The following is an 18558-nucleotide window of genomic DNA, read 5'->3' on the forward strand; positions in this document are numbered from 1 at the left end:
ATATTGGAATAGATCGAGAGGGTTGTCCTCTTGTCGGGGATCGTAGCACTGCTCCTCTTCCAGGCGGAACAGGAGAAACGGCCTGTCCTTGCTGTGGATGATCTCCCCGCTCGTTTCGAAAGCTCGCCAGGAGGGGGGACGCCCCCGGTCACGGAGCTGGACCTGTGGGAACACGCCCACCCCCCCACATCCACACGCCGCGGTGAGGCTCCCGGCCCCGGCTCACGCCGTCTAGGAGGACTTCGGCGCCCCGATCAGACCCGGCCCGATCACGCGCAGAACGGCCTCGGTCAGCTCTTCCCCGCTCAGCCCGGCCTGCGAGGGCCACCATTCGGCCAGCCCGTGGATGCCCTGCTTGACGAACTCGACCTGGAGGCGCCGCCACCGCAACTCTGCCGCGTCCGGCGCCTCCGGCAGTAGGGGGAGGAGCAGGGCCAGCAGGGCGGCCGTCACCTCCTCCTGAATGGAGGCGGCCAGGGCCTCCAGGGCGGGCTCCCCGCGCGGGGTCACCAGCAGGACACGCATCGCCTGCGGGTGGCCCCCGGCGTAGGTGAAAAAGGCCCGCAGGGCCGCGCGCATTCGCTCCTCCACGTCGCCCTCCGGGACCAGGGCCTGCCGCCCCACCTCCAGCAGGTCGGCCCGGATCACCCCCATCACCTCCGCGAAGAGGTTCTCCTTGGAGGAAAAGTGGTCGTACAACACGGGCTTCGTGACGCCCGCCCGCGCCGCGATCTCGTCCAGACTGACGCCGCGGTAACCCGCTTCCGCGAAGAGGTCGGCGGCACTTCGGAGGATCAGGGAGCGCCGCTCATTCCGCTTCAGTCTGCGCTTGTCACCCACCCCGTCATGCTAAACTACCCTCCAGTAACCTACTGTACAGTAGGTTCGCGCTCTCGCTCCCGGGAGGTCATGCTCGTGGTTGTGTCAGCGGTTCAGATCGCTTTGGCGCTGGTGATGCTGCTCTCCGGGTTGGCGAAGAGCCTGATGTCCAAGGCCCGCCTACTTCGGACCGGGCAGTCCGGTATGACCGACCTGGAACTGCCCACCATCCGCTTGATCGGCATCAGCGAGCTGCTGGGTGCCCTGGGCCTCACCCTGCCGTGGTGGACGGGGACAGGGCGGTGGCTCACGCCCCTCGCCGCGCTGGGCTTCGCGGTCATCATGGTCCTGGCCTTTGGCGTCCACACCGGGCTGATGCGGCGTGCCCCCAGCCCCGAGGTCGCCCGGCGGGAGGCGAGGAACCGCACCACGAACGTCGTGTTGCTGATCGCCTCACTCACCGTGGTGGTCGTGCGGGGTGGGGAACTGCTGGGGAAATAAAAGGAGGCGCCCCCACCCGCAGGTGAGAGCGCCGGAAGCTGGCTGGGCTTACGCCCCGACGAGCGCCGACTCGAAGCCGAACACCGCGCGGTCGTCCACAGCGAGGGGCTCGTTTCCGGCCTTGATGGTCGCGGCGAGGGTCTTCGTCTCGGGGAAGAGCTTGGTGAAGTAGAAGCGGGCGGTCTGCAGCTTGGCGAGGTAGAAGCCGTCGCGGTCCTGCCCGGCGTCGATCTTCTCCTGCGCGATCTTCGCCATACGGGCCCACAGGTAGCCGTACACGACGTGGCCGAAGTAGCGCAGGTAGTCCACAGCGGCGGCGTTCACCTCGTCCGCTCCTTCCGGCCCCTGCATCGCCTTCTGGCCGATCACCATCGTCAGCGTGCCGAGCTGGTTCGCCGCCTTGCCCAGCGTGTCGAGGTAGGGGGCGAGGGCCTCGTCCTCGGCGTTCTCCTCGACGAACTCCTGGAGCACAGAAGCGAGCTTCTGGAGCTTCTTGCCGCCGTCCATGAGCACCTTGCGGCCCAGCAGGTCGAGCGACTGGATGCCGTTTGTGCCCTCGTAGATCTGGGCGATGCGGGCGTCGCGCACGAACTGCTCCATGCCCCACTCGCGGATGTAGCCGTGGCCGCCGAACACCTGCTGGCTCTGCACCGCCACGTTGAAGCCGTTGTCCGTCATGAACGCCTTGGCGACGGGCGTGAGGAGCGCCACGAGGTCGGCGGCCTCCTTGCGCTTCGCCTCGTCGGGGTGGTGGTGCTCGATGTCGATGCTCAGCGCCAGCCACATCGCCAGCGCGCGGCCCGCCTCGGTGTACGCCTTGCCCGTGAGCAGCATGCGCCGCACGTCCGGGTGGACGATGATGGGGTCGGCCACGTCCTGCGGCTTCACCCGGGGCTCGTGGCGCATCTGCACGCGGTCCTTGGCGTAGGCGAGGGCGTTCTGGTACGCCACCTCACCGAGCGCGAGGCCCTGGAGGCCGGTGCCCAGGCGGGCGGCGTTCATCATGATGAACATGTGGTTCATGCCCTTGTTGATCTCGCCGACGAGGAACCCCTTGGCGCCGTCGAAGTTCAGCAGGGCCGTCGCGTTGCCGTGGATGCCCATCTTGTGTTCGATAGAGCCGCACACCACACCGTTGCGCTCACCTGGCGTGCCGTCCGCGTTCGGCAGGAACTTGGGCACCAGGAAGAGCGAGATGCCCTTGGTGCCCTGCGGGCTGCCCTCCAGCCGCGCCAGGACGAGGTGGACGATGTTCTCGGCCATGTCGTGCTCGCCCGCGCTGATGAAGATCTTCGTGCCGGTGATGGCGTAGGAGCCGTCGCCGTTGTCCGTCGCCTTCGTGCGGATGATGCCGAGGTCCGTGCCCGCGTGCGGCTCGGTGAGGCACATCGTGCCCGTCCACTCGCCCGAGACGAGCCTCGGCAGGTAGAGGTTCTTCAGCTCCTCGCTGCCGACTGCGTGCAGGGCCGAGTAGGCCCCGTGCGAGAGGCCGGGGTACATCGACCAGGCGACGTTCGCCGAGTTGATCATCTCGACCATCACGTTGGAGACGAGGTGCGGTAGGCCCTGGCCGCCGTAGGTGGGGTCGGCGTCGAGCGCGGTCCAGCCCGCCTCGCGGTACTTCTTGTAGGCCGCCTTGAAGCCGGTGGGGGTGGTGACGCTGCCGTCCTCGTGCCGAATGCAGCCTTCCTCGTCGCCCACTCGGTTCAGGGGCACGAGTTCGGTCTCGACGAAGCGGGCGCCCTCCTCGAGCACCTGGGCGATGAGATCGGCGTCGGCCGTCTCGTTCTCGGCGTAGAAGGGCAGGCCGCCGAGCACCCGGGGGGCGTCCAGCAGCTCGTGCATCAGGAACTTGATGTCGCGCAGGGGGGCTTTGTACTGGGGCATATCTGGTCTCCTCCTGGGGGCACCCCGCAGAAGGGCACCTCTCACTTTTCTCTTGTACTCAGTCTAAAACGTTAACCGACCTAAAGTCACGTGTTCTGCGTCACACGTTCCGCTCCCTCACAGCTCATCGGCTATTCTGACCGGGAACATGAACTACCCAAGCCTGGTCTGGCACCTCAAGCGTACCGAGTTGTTCGCGGACCTTGAGCTGGCCGAACTGGAACGTGTGGCCGCGTCCACCCCCTACCGTTCCTATGGGCCGGGAGAAGTCATCTACCGTATGGACGACCCGGCGGACGCCCTCTATTTTGTGCGCAGCGGGCTGGTCAAGATCAGCAAGCTCTTTCCCAACGGTAAGGAAGCCATTCTGGGCGTGATCGGCCAGCACGACACCTTCGGCGAGCTGCTGCTGCAACCGGAAGAACGCCGCCCCACCCAGGCCGAGGCCCTGGAGCGCACCACCCTGATCGTGCTGCCGCGCCAGGAGCTGCAAAAGCTTCTGGACACCAAGCCCGCCCTCGCCATGAAGCTGATTCGCCTGATGGCCGCGCGGCTCTTCGAGGCCCAGTCGTGGACGGCGGCGGTGAGTGCCTACAGCGCCCCCGAGCGCGTCGCCAGCCTGCTCTACCGCCTCGCCAACGAGTTCGGCCGTCCGCACGCCCAGGGGGTGGAGCTGGCGCTCAAGCTCAACCAGGAGGACATCGCCCGCATGGTGGGCGCCACCCGCGAGACGGTGAGCCACTCGCTCGGGAGGCTGAAGCAGGAGGGCGCCATCGTGCGCGCCCGCACCCCGATGATCCTGAATCCTAAGGGCCTGCGCCGCTTCCTGGAGGAGGAGTAGGTCACAGCGGGTCTGTTCCGGCAAGGTTTGGGGCGGGGTCATCCTTCCCCGCTTTCGCCGCCAGCCGCCGCCGCGCAACCTCCGCCCAGAGATAGCGGGCGGCGAGCGTGCGATTGGGCGACCAGGCCCGGACGGTGGCCTGCGCCTCCTCGGGAGTCAGGTCCGGGTACAGCCGCGCGACCTCCTGCCGCAGCACCAAGTCGCCGAAACTGAACACGTCGGGGCGGGCGAGGCCGAACATCAGGAACATCTCGACGGTCCAGCGCCCGATGCCCGGCAGGGGAATGAGGGCTTCAATCACCGCCTCGTCGGGCAGCGCGGCGAGGTGGGCGAAATCCACTCGCCCGTCCAGCGCCGCATCCGCCAGCGCCCGCACCGTGCGGACCTTGGCCCAGGAGAGGCCCGTGGCTCGCAGCTCGTCCGCCGTGGCCCGTAGCAGGTTTTCCGGCGTGATCCCGCCCAGCGCCGCCTCTACCCGGGCGTGGATACTTGCCGCCGCCCGGACGGAGAGCTGCTGCCCACCCACACTCCGCACGAGGGTCCCGAAGGGGTCCGGCGTGGGCGTGAGGACGGGCAGCGGGCCGACGCGCGCCAGCACCTCCGCGAGCACGGGGTCACGGGAGAGCCAATCGAGCGCGCCCGCATGGTCGGTGAGGGGGGGAGCGAGGAACACCCGGCTACTAAAGCGCACGGCCCGCCCTGGGCGCATGAGCCGGGTGGCGGGGGAAGATGAAGAACGTTCACCCGGTGCCCCTCGCACCTGATGGCCCGCCGTTCTAGCGTCAGGGTTATGAAGCGTCTCCTTGCCGTCCTGCTGGCCGCCCTCCTCGCCGCTCCCGCCGCCGCGCAGATTCGCATCACCCGGCCCACCACGCCTCCCGCCACGACGGCCTCGACCACGGCGCCGGACCTCTCGGACGTACCCGCGGGCTACCGGGTCGTGAGCGGGCGTGTTCGCGCTGGTGGCGAGGTTCGCCTCCCGGCGGGCAGCACCGTCCGGGTCAGCCTGGTGGACGTGACGGGGTCCGGAACCGTGCGCAAGCCGCTGGTGGACTTCAGCTTCTCCACCCCCCGCCTCTCCACCCCCTACCAGATGCAGTTCAACCCGGTGCGCCTGAACCCCGGCCGGATGTACGCGGTGACGGCCCAGGTGTATGGCCCGAACGGGCGCCTGCTCTACAGCAGTGTCGCCCCGCAGGAACTGCCCCAGGGGCGCAACGTCGTGCTGGACCTGCGGGTGGCCCCGGTTCGCTGACCCCTCACAGGTTCCAGCCCCCCGCCACCTCCAGCTCCTGCCCGGTCACGTAGTCGCTGGCCCGGACGAAGTAGAGCGCGGCGTCCACGAGTTCCGCCACCGTGCCCACCCGTCCGGCGGGAATCTCGCGCAGGGGCTGGCTCACCGACGTTTCGATCACGCCCGGGGACACCACGTTCACGCTAACGCCTGTGCCTGCCAGGACCTTGGCGAGTGCGTGAGAGAGGTGCAGGACGCCAGCTTTGGCGATCACGTAGGGCACGATGCCGGGACGGGCGACGAGGTGCCGGGCGCCCGCGTACCCCAGATTCACGATCCGCCCGAAGCCCGCCTCCCACATCAACGGCGCCGCCGCCTGGCAGGTGGCGAAGGTGGCGGTGAGGTTGGAGGCGAGCATGTCGGCCCACTCGGCGTCCGTCGTCTCCAGCAGCGGTTTGTGGACGTAGTTGCCCACGTTGTTGACGAGGACGGCGAGGGAGGAATTCGGGACCGCCTCGTGGGCCTCCCGGACGAGCTGCCGGGCCTGGTCCGGGTCGGTGAGGTCGGCTTGGAGAATGGTGGACCGCACGCCCCGCTCCTCGCACTGCCGGGCCGTCTCCCGTGCGTCCGCCGCGCTGCCCCGGTAGTGGACGGCGACGGCGTACCCCTCGCCCGCGAGCGCGACCGCCAGCGACCGCCCGATCCCGCGTGCCGAGCCGGTGACGAGGGCCGTGCCCTTCACCCCTCCCCCCGTTTCAAGGCGAGTTCAACGAGAGTGCGCGTCACAGTGTTCAGCGGATAGCTCGCGGCCTCCTCCAGCGGCACCCAGGCCCACGCCTCGATCTCCTCATTCGGGGTGACCTCCGTGTCGTCCGTCCGGGCGAGGAAGTCCACCAGCACCATGTGGGCGGGCCTGTGGAACTCGGGGCTCAGGACAGCCTCCTGGGTCTGGGCGTACCGCACGTCACGTAGCGTCAGGCCGGTCTCCTCGCGGAACTCGCGCACCACGGCCTGCTCCAGCGTCTCGCCCCAATCCACCTTGCCGCCGGGCACGCCCCATAGCCCGCGCCACTTCGTCGTGCGAGCGAGCAATACTCGGTTGTCCGGCCCCCAGACGAGGGCACCCACACAGACGACGGGTCTTTCCATGAGGAGCAGGGTAAGCGGTGCGCGGGAAAAGGGACGCAGGAGAAGAGACAAAGCCCGCGGCCTACACCCTCCGGCGCTGGCGCAGCACCCGCCGCTCCAGGGTCGTCACGATCAGGTAGAGCGCCACGCCCAGGACGATCAGGAGGGCGATGGCCGCGAACTGGCGGGGCGTGTTGTAGTAGGCCCGCGCCTGGTTGACCGCAAAGCCCAGTCCCGGCGCGTTGCTCACGAACTCCCACACGACAGCGCCGATCAGGGCGAGCGAGAGCGCCAGCCGCAAGCCGCCCAGCATGACGGGCAGGGCCGAGGGCAGCTCCAGCCGGGTCAGCCGCTGCCAGGGGGTCGCGCGCAGGGTGGAGAAGAGTTCGTGGTCGGTGGGCCGCACCTCGCGCACGCCGACGATGGTGGCGACCATTACGGGGTACAGGGCGCTCAGGGCACTGACGAGCACAGCGGGCACGGTGCCGAAGCCGAACCAAGTGATCAGCAGCGGCGCGAGCACCACGATGGGCGCGCTCTGCGACGCGACGACAAAGGGGCTCAGCAGGCGTTCGAGCGCCCGGGACTTCGCCAGCGGATACCCGATCACCGCCCCCGCCAGCGAGCCCAGCAGGGCCCCCAGCAGCGCGATCCGCGCCGTGTCCCAGGTGAAGGTGAGGAATTCCCCGGGTGTCTTGCCCAGCTCCGCCCAGACCCGCGCGGGGGTGGGCAGCAGGAACGGCTGGTTCAGGAGGCGGGCACCGACCTCCCACAGCACCAGGCCCGCGAGGAGGGCCGCCGCCGGGGCGAGCCACCCGAGCTGGAAGCGGCCCCGTGGCTCGACCTCCAGCCGGGTGCTGTCCCCCGCTCCCAGCAGGTTCCGCAGCCGCGCCTCCAGGCCGTCCGTGTAGGCGGTGACACGGCCCTCACCACGGGTGTCGAGCACGTCCACGATGCGCCCGCCCCGCAGCACGGCCACCCGGTCGCCCAGCCACACCGCCTCGCGGATGGAGTGGGTGACGAGGACGGTCGTGCGCCCCGTCTTCTCGTGCAGGTGGCGCAGCTCGGCGTTGAAGCGCTCGCGGACCAGGGCGTCGAGCGCGGCGAAGGGTTCGTCGAGCAGCAGCACGTCGCCGCTCTGGGCCAGCGCGCGGGCCAATGCCACCCGCGCCCGCATCCCGCCCGAGAGCTGTGCTGGTGCGTAGCCCGCGTAGGCGTCCATGCCGACGAGGTGCAGCGCCTCGCGCGGCTCCAGGCCACCCCCTGCCCCTAGATCGCGGGGGAGCGCGACATTCCGCAGCGCCGTGCGCCAGGGGAGCAAGCGGTCGTCCTGAAACATCAGCGCGGGCGGCGTGGCGACCTCCACTGTGCCCGACTGGGGGCGCAGCAGCCCCGCGATCACCCGCAGCAGCGTGCTTTTGCCGCCACCGGAGGGGCCGATCACCGCCAGGAACTCGCCGTGCGGCACGGTGAGGTTCACGTCCTCCAGCACGGTTTGACCGCCCAGCCGCACGGTCACGTCGTCCAGCCGGATGGCGATGTCGGCGTCCCCGGGCGCGTTCATGCCGGGGGCCTTCCCCGCGTGTTCACCAGGATGACGCCCGCGACGGCCACCACCCCGCCCACCAGTGACAGAGGCTTGGGCAGTTCCCCCAGCCACACCCACGCGATCAGGATGGCGAGCACCGGGCTCACGTACAGGAAGGAGGTCGTGGTCCCCGCCCCCACCCGCGACAGAGCGAAGGTCCAGGTCAGGTAGGCCAGCGCCGCCGGAAACAGCCCGATGTAGACCACGGCGAGGTGGGCGGGCAGCGGCGCCTGGGCGAGTTGCGCCCCAAAGCCCGGGAGGAAGACGAGCAGCGGCAGGGTGCCCGTGAGCAGGCTCCAGACCGTGAAGTGCAGGGGATTGATCCTCTTCAATAGGGGCTTTTGAAAGACGAAATACAGGCTGGTGAAGAGGGCGGCGGCCAGGATCAGCAGCGCCCCCCGGGTGAAGTCCAGACTCTCGCCGCGCCCCAGCACGATCAGGGCGACCCCCGCCAGGCTGATCAGGGTGCCCAGCCAGCCCAGCGCGTTCAGCCGCTCCCCCGCAAAGCGCGTGGCGAGGAGTGCCGTGATGACCGGCCCGGCGGCGATGATCAGGCTCGCGGTTCCGGCGGGCACGGTCAGCTCTCCGTAGTTGAGACAGACGTGGTACAGGGTGATCCCGGAAAAGCTCAGCAGCCCGATGCGCCCCAGGTCGGGCAGGGACGGCAAGGGGATGCGGGCGACCACCGCGTACACCCCCAGCGCCACGCTCGCCACCAGGAATCGGTACAGGGTGAGGTGCCCCGGCGAGAAGGCCTCCAGCCCCGCCCGAATGCCCGCGAACGCCGACGCCCAGAACAGGATGGTCACCCCAATCGCCGCCAGCGACAGGGGGTCGAGGCGGCCGACCTGAGGCGCGTGGGAGGTCAGGGGGCCTTCCCCGGGGGTACGGGAGGGGGAGCGGGGCCGAGTCACGCCCGCCAGCCTAGCGCGGCCAGTGCATGAGGGGGGGGTCAAGGCGAACACATCCGCCGCAGCGGCCCGAAGCTGAAGCATGAGGGGCAACGACAGGAGGTTTCCCGCATGGACGACAGCAAACGCGGCGACGCCCCCCAGACCGGCGCGTCCTATATGGGCGCCACGGGGGACACGCCCGACGCAAACACCAACCTCGACCCCGACATGCAGGGCGGCGAGAGCGGGGCGGACCGTCAGGCGACGGACAGCATCGAGGACCGGCACACCGAGTCCCGCGGCCTGGGATCGGGCGAGAACGAGCAGAGCGACCCCGCCCGGCAGATGGACAACAGCGGAATGCTGGACACCACCGGCCAGGGCGAGGACTCAGACATCATCGGGGCGAGCAGAGACGACCGTAACGCGGAACGCTGAATTGCCCGTCACCCTCATCTCACCTTAAATGTGGGTTGGGGAAGGATTCACCCGGCCCGCGAAGGGCGGCCCCTACACTGCCGGGAGCGGAGGAGACCAGCTATGAGCGCGAATATGGACAATTCGAACAGCAAGGAAACGGGCAACAGCATGGACCAGGGCCGCTTGATCAGCGGGGCGGCGGGGGGTGCGCTGCTCCTGCTGGGCCTGCGGCGCCGCGGCTTCCTGGGCCTGAGCATGGCGGCCGTGGGCGGCTACCTCGCCTACCGCGCCGCGACGGGCAACGACCCGGTGATGTCGGCGGCGGGCCTGAGCGGCAACGCGACGGCGGCCAAACCGATTTTCGTGGAACACAGCGTGGTGATCGACCGCCCGGCCCAGCAGGTGTACGCCTACTGGCGCCAGCTTGAGAACCTGCCCCGCATCATGAGCCACCTGGAGAACGTCACCGTCCTCGACGAGCGCCGCAGCCGCTGGGTCGCCAAGGCCCCGCTGGGCACCCACGTCGAGTGGGAGGCCGAGATCGTGAACGACAAGCCCGGCGAGCGCATCGGCTGGCACAGCCTGCCCGGCGCGACGGTGGACAACGCGGGCAGCGTGCAGTTCGAGAGCCTGCCGAACGGCGGCACCCGTGTCCACGTGGCCCTCTCGTACCGTCCGCCTGCCGGGGCTCTCGGCGCGGCGGTCGCCAAGCTGTTCGGCGAGGAACCCAGCCAGCAAATTGCCGACGACCTCCAGAAGTTCAAGCAGACCTTTGAGGGAGCGAATCCCCAGGCGTAAGCGGCGGCAAACAGGAAGACGGTGGCGAACGGCCACCGTCTTTTCGCATTCCCCCGTTGAATGAGCAACCCCCCGCCCTCTCCCGGCGTATAAGGAGGCATGAGCAAACCTGTCCGTCAGGAGACGGTGATCACCACCCGGCCCGCCGGGGACCTCGCCCCCGCTCCGGTGACGGCGGGGAGAATCGCGCTCTACACCGGGGGGGCCGTGCTGGCCCTCGCGGCCCTGGCGGGGGCGGCGGTCGCGGTGGCGGGGGTGGCCTTCACAACCGTGACCATCGCCGCGCTGATCGTGGCGGTCCTTGCGGTGATCTTCCTGATGCCCGCCCTGCTGCTGGCGCTCAACGCCGGGCGGGTGCGCGCCAAGGAGGAGGTCGCCCGCGCGCTGCCGCTGGAGACCCTGATCGTGCAGCGGCAGCAGTTCGAGAACCTGATCGCGGCCAAGGGGCGCCAACTCGCCGAGGCGAACGGGCACCTCGCGGACTTCGCCCGGTTGATCGACCAGAACCGGAAGGAGATGGACGCCGCGGACACTGCCCGCTGGGAGAACGACCTCCAGGTGAGCCGCGACGCCTTCGCCCGGGCGCAGACGCACCTGGAAGACCTGCGCGCCGACCTCGTGGAGTTCGACCGGCAGATCAAGAAGGCGCGCATCGACACCCAGCTCGCCCAGGCGAAGGGCAACGTCGCCTCGGCGCTCCAGCAGGCCAACCTCAGCGCCGAGGACCGCCACGTGACTGAATCGGCCCTCTCCGAGATCGCGCGGCGGGCGGGGCGCAACGCCGAACTGCTCGACCAGGCGCTCGCCAGCGGGGAACGCTCGGCCCGGCCCGGCGGGGGCGCGGCGTGAGGCGGGCGCGGGTCCTGGGGACGCTGCTCGTCCTGATCCTGCTCGGGTGCGGGGGCGTGATCTACCTCGACCAGCGGGGAGCGTTTGGCGAGAGTTCGCCCGGCCAGGCGACGACTCCGGCCTCCTCCGGCACCACGACGAGCACCTCCGACGATTCCGGCTACGGCGAGTTGAAGTGATTCCCCCTTTCCCCCCGGAGGCCCCATGAAGTGTGTTCCCCTCACCGCCCTGCTGCTGACCCTGAGCGCCGCCGGGGCCGCCACCCCCACCTTCCTGAATGTGGCGACCGGCAGCCCGACGGGCACCTACAGCGCCATGTTCAAGAACATCGGGCAGGTCTGCACCCAGAGTGCGTACCTGCGCGAGCGCGGCACCAGCGGGTCGCTGGAGAACATCGACCTGCTGCTGGACAATCAGGTTTCGCTCGCCTTCGTGCAGTCGGACGTGCTCAAGGCGCGGCAGCAGATCGACAAGGACCCCCGGGTGGAGAACATCAGGACGCTGCTCCCCCTGCACCGCGAGGAGCTGCACCTGTTCGCCCGGCCGCCCGTCGTCAAGACGAACATTCTGGGCCGGACCACGACGACGGGTATCCAGAACTTCGCCGACCTGAAGGACAAGCGGGTGGGCGCCTGGGGCGGCAGCCTGATCACGGCGCGCGTGCTCGCGGCGATGACGGGCGTCCCCTTCCAGATCGTGAGCCTGAAGGACCAGCCCTCGGCCTTCGCGGCGCTCCAGTCGGGGCAGGTGGACGCCGTCCTCGCGGTCGTGGGGCAGCCCGCCCCCTGGGTGAAGAACCTCAGCGGCGTGAATCTGATCGCCGTGCCGACCAATCCCAAGCTCAGCGCCATTTATTCGCCCGCCAAGCTGTTCTACCCCAACCTCAGCGCGAATTCGGTCCCCACCATCGCCGTGCAGAGCGTGCTCGCCACACGCGACTTCAAGACGCCGGAGCGGAAGCAACTCCTGCTCAACTACCAGAAGTGCGCCATGAGTCACCTCGTGAACCTCCAGGAGGACGAGGGGATGCACCCCAAGTGGCAGGAGGTGGACTTCAAGACCTGGCCCTGGCCACGCTATAAGTGAGGGCGGAGAACCTCCGGGCGCACCCCGAGCTGCCCCGGCCCCTTCTGGGGGAGGCTGAACCCTTCACGTTCCGCTTGGCGGGACGCCCCCGCGCGCCGGGCTTGCTACATTGACGGCCGGAGACTGCAGGCCATGCCGACGTACGTGTACAAGAACATCGAGACCGGGGAACTCTACGAGATCAAGCAGAGCATGCGCGAGGACGCCCTGACGCGGCACCCCGAGACGGGCGTGCCCATCAAGCGCGTCCTGTCGGCCCCCGGCATCGCGTTCCGGGGCAGCGGCTTCTACGTGACTGACTCGCGGCCCAAGCCCAGCGAGGGGAGCGGCAGCGGGGGGGGCGGCGGCGAGTGAGGCCCGCCCTGCGCGCTGGCCTGGCCGCCCTGCTGCTCGCGGGGGCGGTCACGGGCGCGTACGTCACCGGGCGGGTGGATGCCCAGCGTGCCCTGGTCACCCCGGACGAGATCAACACGGTCGAGGTCAGTCAGCGCGCCCTCCCGGCGGTCGTGCGGATTGACGCGCGGCTCCGCAAGGAGGTGCTGCAACCCGGCGACGACCCGGTGGAGACGGGCAGCGGCTTCTTCTACAAGAAGAACCTAATCGTCACCAACTACCACGTGATTCAGTACCAGGAGTCGGTGAGCGTGACCCTGTACAACGGGCGGCGCGTGATGGCGCGGGTGGAGGGGATCGACCCCGGCATCGACATCGCCATCCTGCGGGTGACGGGGGTCACGGCGCCCCGCACCCTCGCCTTCGGGCGCAGCGCAGCCCTGACTCCCGGGCAGAAGCTGATCACCATCGGCACCCCGCTGCGGATTCAGAACTTCGTGGGAGTGGGCAATTTCAGCGTGGCCGCGAGCGCGCGTGATCTGCCCCGCAACGACCAGCTCGGGCAGGAGATCGGGCAGTACCTCGTCAGCACGAACAACATCCAGGGTGGCAACAGCGGCGGCCCGCTGCTCGACTCGCGCGGGGCTGTGGTTGGGGTGGCCGATTCCAATGCCGCGCCCAACGGCTTCGTGCCCGGCGTGATCGGCATCGCCATTCCCGGTGACCTCGTGCGGCAGAGCCTGGACGACTTGGAGAAGATCGGGGTGCCGCAGCGAGGCACGCTGGGCGCGACGCTGGTGGACCTCGACACCCTGGACCCCGCCCTGCGCCAGCTCGCGGGCCTGAGCAGCTCCGAGGGGGCGCTGGTGGACGAGGTGCCCGCCGGAACCGCCGGGGCGCGGGCCGGGTTGCGCGGCTCGCTGAGAAACAGCCGGGGCCAGCTTCTCGCCCCGCTGGGCGACGTGATCGTGTCGGTGGACGGCCAGCGCGTGCGCGACAGTTTCGACGTGACCCGCCTGGTGGCGACCAAGCGCCCCGGCCAGATCGTCAACCTGCGGCTGTGGCGCAACAAGAAGCCGGTGGACGTGAAGGTGACGCTGCTGAAGCGCACCTTGCAGTGAGGGAGCGGTCGGTAGTCAGAAAGAGATGAAAGGGCACGGCCTGCGCCGGGGCAGGCCTAGTTTTGACGCGGTGCAACGGCCATCCAGGCAGACTTCATGGGCTCGGCGTCTGCTCCCTCCCGGAGAACCGTCATGCCGGGCCGCAGGCGAAGCCTCTCCCGCCCCACGCCCCGGGACCTTCCGCGTGCGCTCAGGGTGACCCCGCTTCTGCGAACTCGGCCATGATCAAAGCCTGCCGCCGGGACCCTTCTCTTTCTGACTGCCGACCGCTGACGGCTGACCGCTCAAAGCCCTATCATTCCCCCCGTCATGTATCTGGTCGTCGAAGGCCCCATCGGGGTGGGAAAAACGAGCCTCGCCGGGCGCCTCGCCGCGCGCTACGGGGCAGAGCTGAACCTGGAGGTCGTGGAGGAGAACCCCTTCCTGGCCCGTTTCTACGAGGCCCCCGAGGCGTACTCGTTTCAGGTGCAGGTGTTTTTCCTGCTGTCGCGCTTCAAGCAGCTCTCAAACCTCGCGCAGCCGGGACTCTGGAGCGGGAACGTGGTCAGCGACTACCTCTTCGACAAGGACTTCATCTTCGCCGCGATGAACTTGAGGGATGCCGAGTTCGCCCTGTACGAGGACCTCTACAGCCACCTCTCGCCCCGGCTGCCCACCCCCGACCTCGTGGTGTACCTGCGGGCCGAGCCCGAACTGCTGCTCTCGCGCATCGAGAAACGCGGGCGGCCCTTCGAGCGCGATATGCAGGCCGCCTACCTTCAGGAGTTGACCACTCGCTACGACGAGTATTTCCGCACGTACCCCGGCAGGCTGCTCACGGTGGATGCCAGCGGCTACGACTTCGTGGGGAGCGCGCAGGATGAGCAGGCGATCCTGGGCCGGGTCCACGAGGCGCTGCACGCGGAAAGCGCGGCGGACTGATGGGGAGAATGCTGGAACGGGGCTCGGAGCCTACCCCCCCCAGGTCCCCGAAACGGAGCCCCTGATGTATCTCGCCATCTCCGGCAACATCGGCAGCGGTAAAAGCACCCTGACGCGGATGCTCGCCGAGCGCTACGGCCTGCGCCCGGTGTACGAGCCGTACGCGGAGAACCCCTACCTGGAGGACTTCTACCGCGACATGCGGCGGTATTCCTTCCACAGCCAGGTGTACTTCCTCTCGCGGCGGCTGGAGCAGCACCTCAACCTGGTGACGGGGGCGCGGTACGTCATCCAGGACCGCACGGTGTTCGAGGACGCCAACATCTTCGCGCGCAACCTCTACGAGTCCGGCCAGATGGAGGCGCGCGACTGGGCCACCTACCGCGGGCTGTACGAGGGTATCCTCCCCGCCCTGCGCGTGCCCGATCTCCTCATCCACATCGACGCCAGCCTGCCCACCCTGAAAAAGCGCATCGCCCAGCGCGGGCGGGCGTATGAAAAGGACATTCCGGACGCCTACCTCGCGGGCCTGAACCGGCTGTACGACGAGTGGATCAGCCGCTTCGACGCCTGTGCGGTCGTGCGCGTGCCCGGCGACAGGCTCGACTTCGTGCAGGACCCCGCCGCCTTCCAGTGGGTGTGCGACCGGGTGCAGGCGCACGGGTTCGGGCTGCCGCTGCTGCGCTGAAGCACCCCTCACCCCCTCGCTGCGTGAAGCCCCTCTCCCCCTGGTAGCGGGGTAGGGACAGCCCTCCATGACAGGACCGAGGCGGAACCGCGTGGGCTCCACCCCGGCTCACTTCGCATGAATTCAGGCGTTCATCGCCTCGACGTTGATCTGCTGGGCGACCTGGGTGAGCTGCTCGTCAGCCGTCTTCTCCTCCTGGAGGGTCTGCTCCAGAAGCTGCACCGCGTCCTGATCGCCCAGAAGTTGGGCATAGGTGCGGGCGGTGCCGTACCCGGCGATCTCGTAGTGCTCCATCGCTTGCTGGGCAGCGATCAGCCCCGCTTCCAGCACCTCAGGCGAGGCGTTCTCCTGGATCAGCTTCTGGGCTTCCTGCACCAGGCCGCGCATGCCCTCGCAGGTCTCGCTGCCGGGCTGCTCGCCCAGCTTCTGGAGGATCTGTTCCAGGCGCTGGATCTGCCCCTCGGTCTGCTGGATGTGCATCTGCATGCCCTGCCGCAGTTCGGGCGTCTGGATCACCTGCACGCTCTGCTGCATCGCCTGCAGGCCCTGCTGCTCGGCGCTGTAGATGTCCTGGAGCTTGTGAACGTAGAGGTCCTGAAGGTCTTGCATTTGCATCGCCATGTTCATTTCACCTCTACCTGGCATTGTGACCGGGAACTGACGGGGGCTTTCTGGCAGCCGAGTCAAGAAGATAAAGGCCGAGGCTTCAAAGACACTTCACGATGCAAAAGCGACCGGACCCGCCCCTGAATTGGATCCGGACTGCAGTGAAAGGGATGGATCAAAGTCCAGCGTGGCCCATATGCTCCAGCACGTTGCCCAGCAGGCCGGTGACATGGGCGTCCGCAAGGCGGTAGTACACGACGCGGCCCTCGCGGCGCGGCGCGACGAGGTGCTCCTCGCGCAGCAGCCGGAGCTGGTGGCTCACGGCGCTCTCGCTGATGCCCGCGATCACGGCGAGGTCGCAGACGCACAGCTCCCCGGTGCTCAGGGCCGTCAGCAGCCGCAACCGGGTGCGGTCGGACATGGCCTTGAGCAGCGCGGCGGCGCGGGCCAGCGCCCCCTCGTCCGGCTGGGCGGCGCGGGCCCGCGCGACGGCCTGGGGATGGACGCAGGTCACCTCGCAGGCCTCGTCCCGGGAGGAGGTGGGGGCGGTCATGGGGCCAGGATACGGCCCGGGGCAGGCCGAAAAAGGAAGCCCCCGCCCCACCTTTGCTAGCCTCCCCCCATGCGCCTGCCCGACCTCGCCGCCGCCCTGAATGTCCCCACCCACGACCTCCCCGACGTGGAGGTACGCGGCGTGACGCACAATGCGGCGTGGGTGGAACCCGGCTCCCTGTTCGTGGCGATTCGCGGGGCGAAGTTTGACGGGCACCAATTCCTGGTGGAGGCACGGGCGAGGGGCGCCGCCGCCGTGCTGGGCGAGGGGGTGCCGGATGGGGTCTCCCCTCCCCTGCCCTACCTGACCGTGCCGAACGCGCGGGCGGCGCTGGCCGACGCGGCGGTAGCACTGGCGGGACACCCCAGCCGCCAGCTCAGGGTGGTCGGCGTGACGGGCACGGACGGCAAGACGACGACGAGCTGGCTGACCCGCCACCTGCTGCGGGCGGCGGGCCTGTCCACCGGCCTCCTGAGCACCGTCGGGTACGAGCTGCCGGACGGCGTGCTGCGCCACTTCCCGGCCCACTTCACCACGCCGGAGGCGCCCCAGGTGCAGGAGGCGCTGCGCGAGATGGTGGACGCGGGCGGGCGGGCGGCGGTGCTGGAGGCGAGCAGCCACGCCCTCGCGCTCGACCGGGTGCGAGGGGTGGACTGGGACGTGGCGGTATGGACCCACCTGAGCCGCGAACACCTGGATTTTCACGGCACGGTCGAAAACTACTTCGCCGAGAAGCGCAAGCTGGTGGAACGCGCCCGTTTTGGAGTGCTCAACGCGGACGACCCGTGGACGGAGAGGTTGACGGGCCTTGCCCCCGCCGAGACGACCTATTCCGCCGAGGGACGGGGGGCGGATTGGCGGGCGACCAGCACCCTGGAGCGGGCGACTGGGCTGCACTTCCACGTCACCTCACCGCTGGGCGAGTTCGGCGCGAGGCTGCCCATGATCGGCCGCTTCAATGTGGCGAACGCGCTCGCCGCGATGGCGGCGTCAGTTCACCTCGGCGCGACCGTGCCGCAACTCGTGGAGGGTTTGAGCACCTTCCGGGGCGTGCCGGGGCGGATGGAACTCGTGCCGGGGGGGGAAGGCGACCCGCGCGTGATCGTGGACTTCGCGCACACGCCGCCCAGCCTGGAGAAGGTCCTCTCGACCCTGCGGGCGACGACCGAGGGAAAGCTGTGGGTCCTGATCGGCTCCGCGGGTGGGCCGCGCGACCCGGGCAAACGGGCGCCCCTGGGCGAGGTGGCGACCCGGCTGGCCGACCACGCCGTCTTCACCGAGGAGGATCACCGCGACACGCCGCTTCTGGAAATTCTGCGCGAGATGGAGCGGGGCGCGCGGGAGACGGGGCGGCATCACTTCACGAGCATCGGCGACCGGCGGGAAGCGATGCGGCACGTGATCCGGGAAGCGCGGGCCGGGGACACCGTACTGCTCGCCGGGAAGGGGCCGGAGGACACGCTGGAACGGGACACCGAGACGCTGCCCTGGAACGAGGTGGAGGAGGCGCGGGAGGCCCTGGCCGCGCGACGGAACCCCGCGTAATCCTCAGCCCTGTTCGGGAGCCTCCTGCATCCTCGGGCGAATCTGGTAGGCGCAGACGTGGGCGCCGCTGAGCATGTGGGCGATGCGGGTCACCTCGGCTCCGGGCAGGGCGGCCCGGATGTACCCCAGCTCGCTGCCGCAGGCGTGCCCGTAACGCAGCGCGACGCTCAGGACCGCGCAGTTGTGCTCGGTCACGGTGAAGCTGCCGTCGGGGTTCTCCTGAAGGTCGGCGAGGTAGCCGTCCTCGTCGAGGATGCGGGCGAGTTCCCGCACCTGTTCCCGGAAGGGGAGGTGCCGGGTGCGGGTCAGGGTGTCGTGCAGACGGCGCTCGGCGCGTTTCTCGAAGATGCGCGCGACCATCCCCGGGTCCTCATCCTGCACGTAGCTCAGGAGTTCGTTGGCGAGTTCGGCGTAGGCGCGGGGAAACAGCGCGTCGGCCTGCGCGGTGAGGCGGTAGCGCCGCCTGGGCCGCCCGGGTCCCTCGCGGCGGTCGTGGGCGCTCAGGAACCCGGCGTCCTCCAGCGCCCCCAGGTGCTGCCGAATGCCGCTGGGGGTGATGCCCAGCGTCTGCGCCAGCTCGTCGGCCCCCGCCTCACCGCGCTTTTTCAGGTGATGGAGGATGGCCCGCCGCGTCGCGGGCAGATGATCGAGGGCGGGGCTGACCAGCGGCACGGGAGGATTCTACCGCGCCCCTCCGGGTCAAAAAGAGTTTAGCAAGCAAATACTTGCTTTTCCTGCCGGGGTGCG

Annotated in this window: 23 protein-coding genes; 13 read left to right on the plus strand and 10 right to left on the minus strand. The window is 69.3% G+C overall.

All coding sequences use genetic code 11. The features are described from left to right. Positions 1–231: 231 nt before the first annotated feature. Positions 232–840, minus strand: a complete 609-nt coding sequence (locus F784_RS24635) for a TetR/AcrR family transcriptional regulator (RefSeq protein ID WP_019587202.1) — start codon at positions 838–840, stop codon at positions 232–234. Positions 841–909: 69 nt separating this feature from the next. Here F784_RS24635 and F784_RS24640 point away from each other — a divergent pair, with 69 nt between their 5' ends. Then, entirely contained in the window at positions 910–1320 is a 411-nt protein-coding gene (locus F784_RS24640) for a DoxX family protein (RefSeq protein ID WP_019587203.1), read from the plus strand. Positions 1321–1368: 48 nt separating this feature from the next. On the opposite strand, the gene F784_RS0113225 is transcribed toward F784_RS24640, so the two are convergent. Next, the gene (locus F784_RS0113225) at positions 1369–3207 is read right to left on the minus strand and encodes an acyl-CoA dehydrogenase C-terminal domain-containing protein (protein ID WP_019587204.1); all 1839 of its coding nucleotides are present in this window, start codon (positions 3205–3207) and stop codon (positions 1369–1371) included. A 148-nt stretch (positions 3208–3355) separates the two neighbouring features. On the opposite strand from F784_RS0113225, the gene F784_RS0113230 reads away from it, so the two are divergent. Beyond that, positions 3356–4048 carry a Crp/Fnr family transcriptional regulator gene (locus F784_RS0113230; protein WP_019587205.1) on the plus strand — a complete coding sequence of 231 codons (693 nt, stop codon included), beginning with the start codon at positions 3356–3358 and terminating at the stop codon, positions 4046–4048. 1 nt (position 4049) lies between these two features. On the opposite strand, the gene F784_RS0113235 is transcribed toward F784_RS0113230, so the two are convergent. Continuing rightward, on the minus strand, positions 4050–4721 hold the full coding sequence (locus tag F784_RS0113235) for a DNA-3-methyladenine glycosylase family protein (RefSeq protein WP_019587206.1): 672 nt from the start codon (positions 4719–4721) through the stop codon (positions 4050–4052). 117 nt (positions 4722–4838) lie between these two features. On the opposite strand from F784_RS0113235, the gene F784_RS0113240 reads away from it, so the two are divergent. Then, entirely contained in the window at positions 4839–5303 is a 465-nt protein-coding gene (locus F784_RS0113240) for a YbaY family lipoprotein (RefSeq protein WP_019587207.1), read from the plus strand. A gap of 4 nt (positions 5304–5307) precedes the next feature. Here the strand turns inward: F784_RS0113240 and tmpR are convergent, their stop codons facing one another. From tmpR to F784_RS0113260, 4 genes are all read right to left on the minus strand, one after another. Then, complete coding sequence (gene tmpR / locus F784_RS0113245) at positions 5308–6024, minus strand: bifunctional dihydropteridine reductase/dihydrofolate reductase TmpR (RefSeq protein ID WP_019587208.1); 717 nt, start codon at positions 6022–6024, stop codon at positions 5308–5310. After that, positions 6021–6431 carry an NUDIX domain-containing protein gene (locus tag F784_RS0113250; protein ID WP_040383191.1) on the minus strand — a complete coding sequence of 137 codons (411 nt, stop codon included), beginning with the start codon at positions 6429–6431 and terminating at the stop codon, positions 6021–6023. Before F784_RS0113250 ends, tmpR begins: the two co-directional genes overlap by 4 nt. Positions 6432–6492: 61 nt before the next feature. After that, positions 6493–7974: an ABC transporter permease subunit gene (locus F784_RS0113255; RefSeq protein WP_019587210.1), complete on the minus strand. Its 1482-nt coding sequence runs from the start codon at positions 7972–7974 to the stop codon at positions 6493–6495. After that, positions 7971–8867, minus strand: a complete 897-nt coding sequence (locus F784_RS0113260) for a DMT family transporter (RefSeq protein ID WP_026332464.1) — start codon at positions 8865–8867, stop codon at positions 7971–7973. Before F784_RS0113260 ends, F784_RS0113255 begins: the two co-directional genes overlap by 4 nt. A gap of 153 nt (positions 8868–9020) precedes the next feature. Between F784_RS0113260 and F784_RS0113265 the strand changes: the two genes are divergently transcribed. The 9 genes from F784_RS0113265 to F784_RS0113305 all read left to right on the plus strand — a co-directional run bounded on the left by F784_RS0113265 (position 9021) and on the right by F784_RS0113305 (position 15107). Beyond that, positions 9021–9329, plus strand: a complete 309-nt coding sequence (locus F784_RS0113265; RefSeq protein ID WP_019587212.1) for a hypothetical protein — start codon at positions 9021–9023, stop codon at positions 9327–9329. A gap of 102 nt (positions 9330–9431) precedes the next feature. After that, a complete protein-coding gene (locus F784_RS0113270) occupies positions 9432–10109 on the plus strand; it encodes an SRPBCC family protein (protein ID WP_019587213.1) in 678 nt (225 codons plus the stop codon). A gap of 99 nt (positions 10110–10208) precedes the next feature. Then, complete coding sequence (locus tag F784_RS0113275) at positions 10209–10958, plus strand: hypothetical protein (RefSeq protein ID WP_019587214.1); 750 nt, start codon at positions 10209–10211, stop codon at positions 10956–10958. After that, a complete protein-coding gene (locus tag F784_RS0113280; protein WP_019587215.1) occupies positions 10955–11137 on the plus strand; it encodes a hypothetical protein in 183 nt (60 codons plus the stop codon). Before F784_RS0113275 ends, F784_RS0113280 begins: the two co-directional genes overlap by 4 nt. 25 nt (positions 11138–11162) lie before the next feature. Next, positions 11163–12044 (plus strand): TAXI family TRAP transporter solute-binding subunit, encoded by an 882-nt coding sequence (locus tag F784_RS0113285; RefSeq protein ID WP_019587216.1) that lies wholly within the window; start codon positions 11163–11165, stop codon positions 12042–12044. A 132-nt stretch (positions 12045–12176) separates the two neighbouring features. Continuing rightward, entirely contained in the window at positions 12177–12398 is a 222-nt protein-coding gene (locus F784_RS0113290) for an FmdB family zinc ribbon protein (RefSeq protein ID WP_019587217.1), read from the plus strand. Beyond that, positions 12395–13498 (plus strand): S1C family serine protease, encoded by a 1104-nt coding sequence (locus F784_RS0113295; RefSeq protein WP_019587218.1) that lies wholly within the window; start codon positions 12395–12397, stop codon positions 13496–13498. Before F784_RS0113290 ends, F784_RS0113295 begins: the two co-directional genes overlap by 4 nt. Positions 13499–13807: 309 nt before the next feature. Beyond that, complete coding sequence (locus tag F784_RS0113300; protein WP_019587219.1) at positions 13808–14419, plus strand: deoxynucleoside kinase; 612 nt, start codon at positions 13808–13810, stop codon at positions 14417–14419. Positions 14420–14483: 64 nt separating this feature from the next. Beyond that, complete coding sequence (locus F784_RS0113305; protein WP_019587220.1) at positions 14484–15107, plus strand: deoxynucleoside kinase; 624 nt, start codon at positions 14484–14486, stop codon at positions 15105–15107. 123 nt (positions 15108–15230) lie between these two features. Here the strand turns inward: F784_RS0113305 and F784_RS0113310 are convergent, their stop codons facing one another. Then, entirely contained in the window at positions 15231–15728 is a 498-nt protein-coding gene (locus F784_RS0113310) for a ferritin-like domain-containing protein (RefSeq protein ID WP_026332465.1), read from the minus strand. Positions 15729–15888: 160 nt separating this feature from the next. Continuing rightward, positions 15889–16266: an ArsR/SmtB family transcription factor gene (locus F784_RS0113315; RefSeq protein WP_019587222.1), complete on the minus strand. Its 378-nt coding sequence runs from the start codon at positions 16264–16266 to the stop codon at positions 15889–15891. A 69-nt stretch (positions 16267–16335) separates the two neighbouring features. Between F784_RS0113315 and F784_RS0113320 the strand changes: the two genes are divergently transcribed. Beyond that, positions 16336–17811 (plus strand): UDP-N-acetylmuramoyl-L-alanyl-D-glutamate--2,6-diaminopimelate ligase, encoded by a 1476-nt coding sequence (locus tag F784_RS0113320; RefSeq protein WP_019587223.1) that lies wholly within the window; start codon positions 16336–16338, stop codon positions 17809–17811. A 3-nt stretch (positions 17812–17814) separates the two neighbouring features. Here the strand turns inward: F784_RS0113320 and F784_RS0113325 are convergent, their stop codons facing one another. Next, positions 17815–18483, minus strand: a complete 669-nt coding sequence (locus F784_RS0113325; RefSeq protein WP_019587224.1) for a helix-turn-helix transcriptional regulator — start codon at positions 18481–18483, stop codon at positions 17815–17817. Positions 18484–18558: the final 75 nt, after the last annotated feature.

The sequence above is a fragment of the Deinococcus apachensis DSM 19763 genome (assembly GCF_000381345.1).
Classification (GTDB): Bacteria; Deinococcota; Deinococci; order Deinococcales; family Deinococcaceae; genus Deinococcus; species Deinococcus apachensis.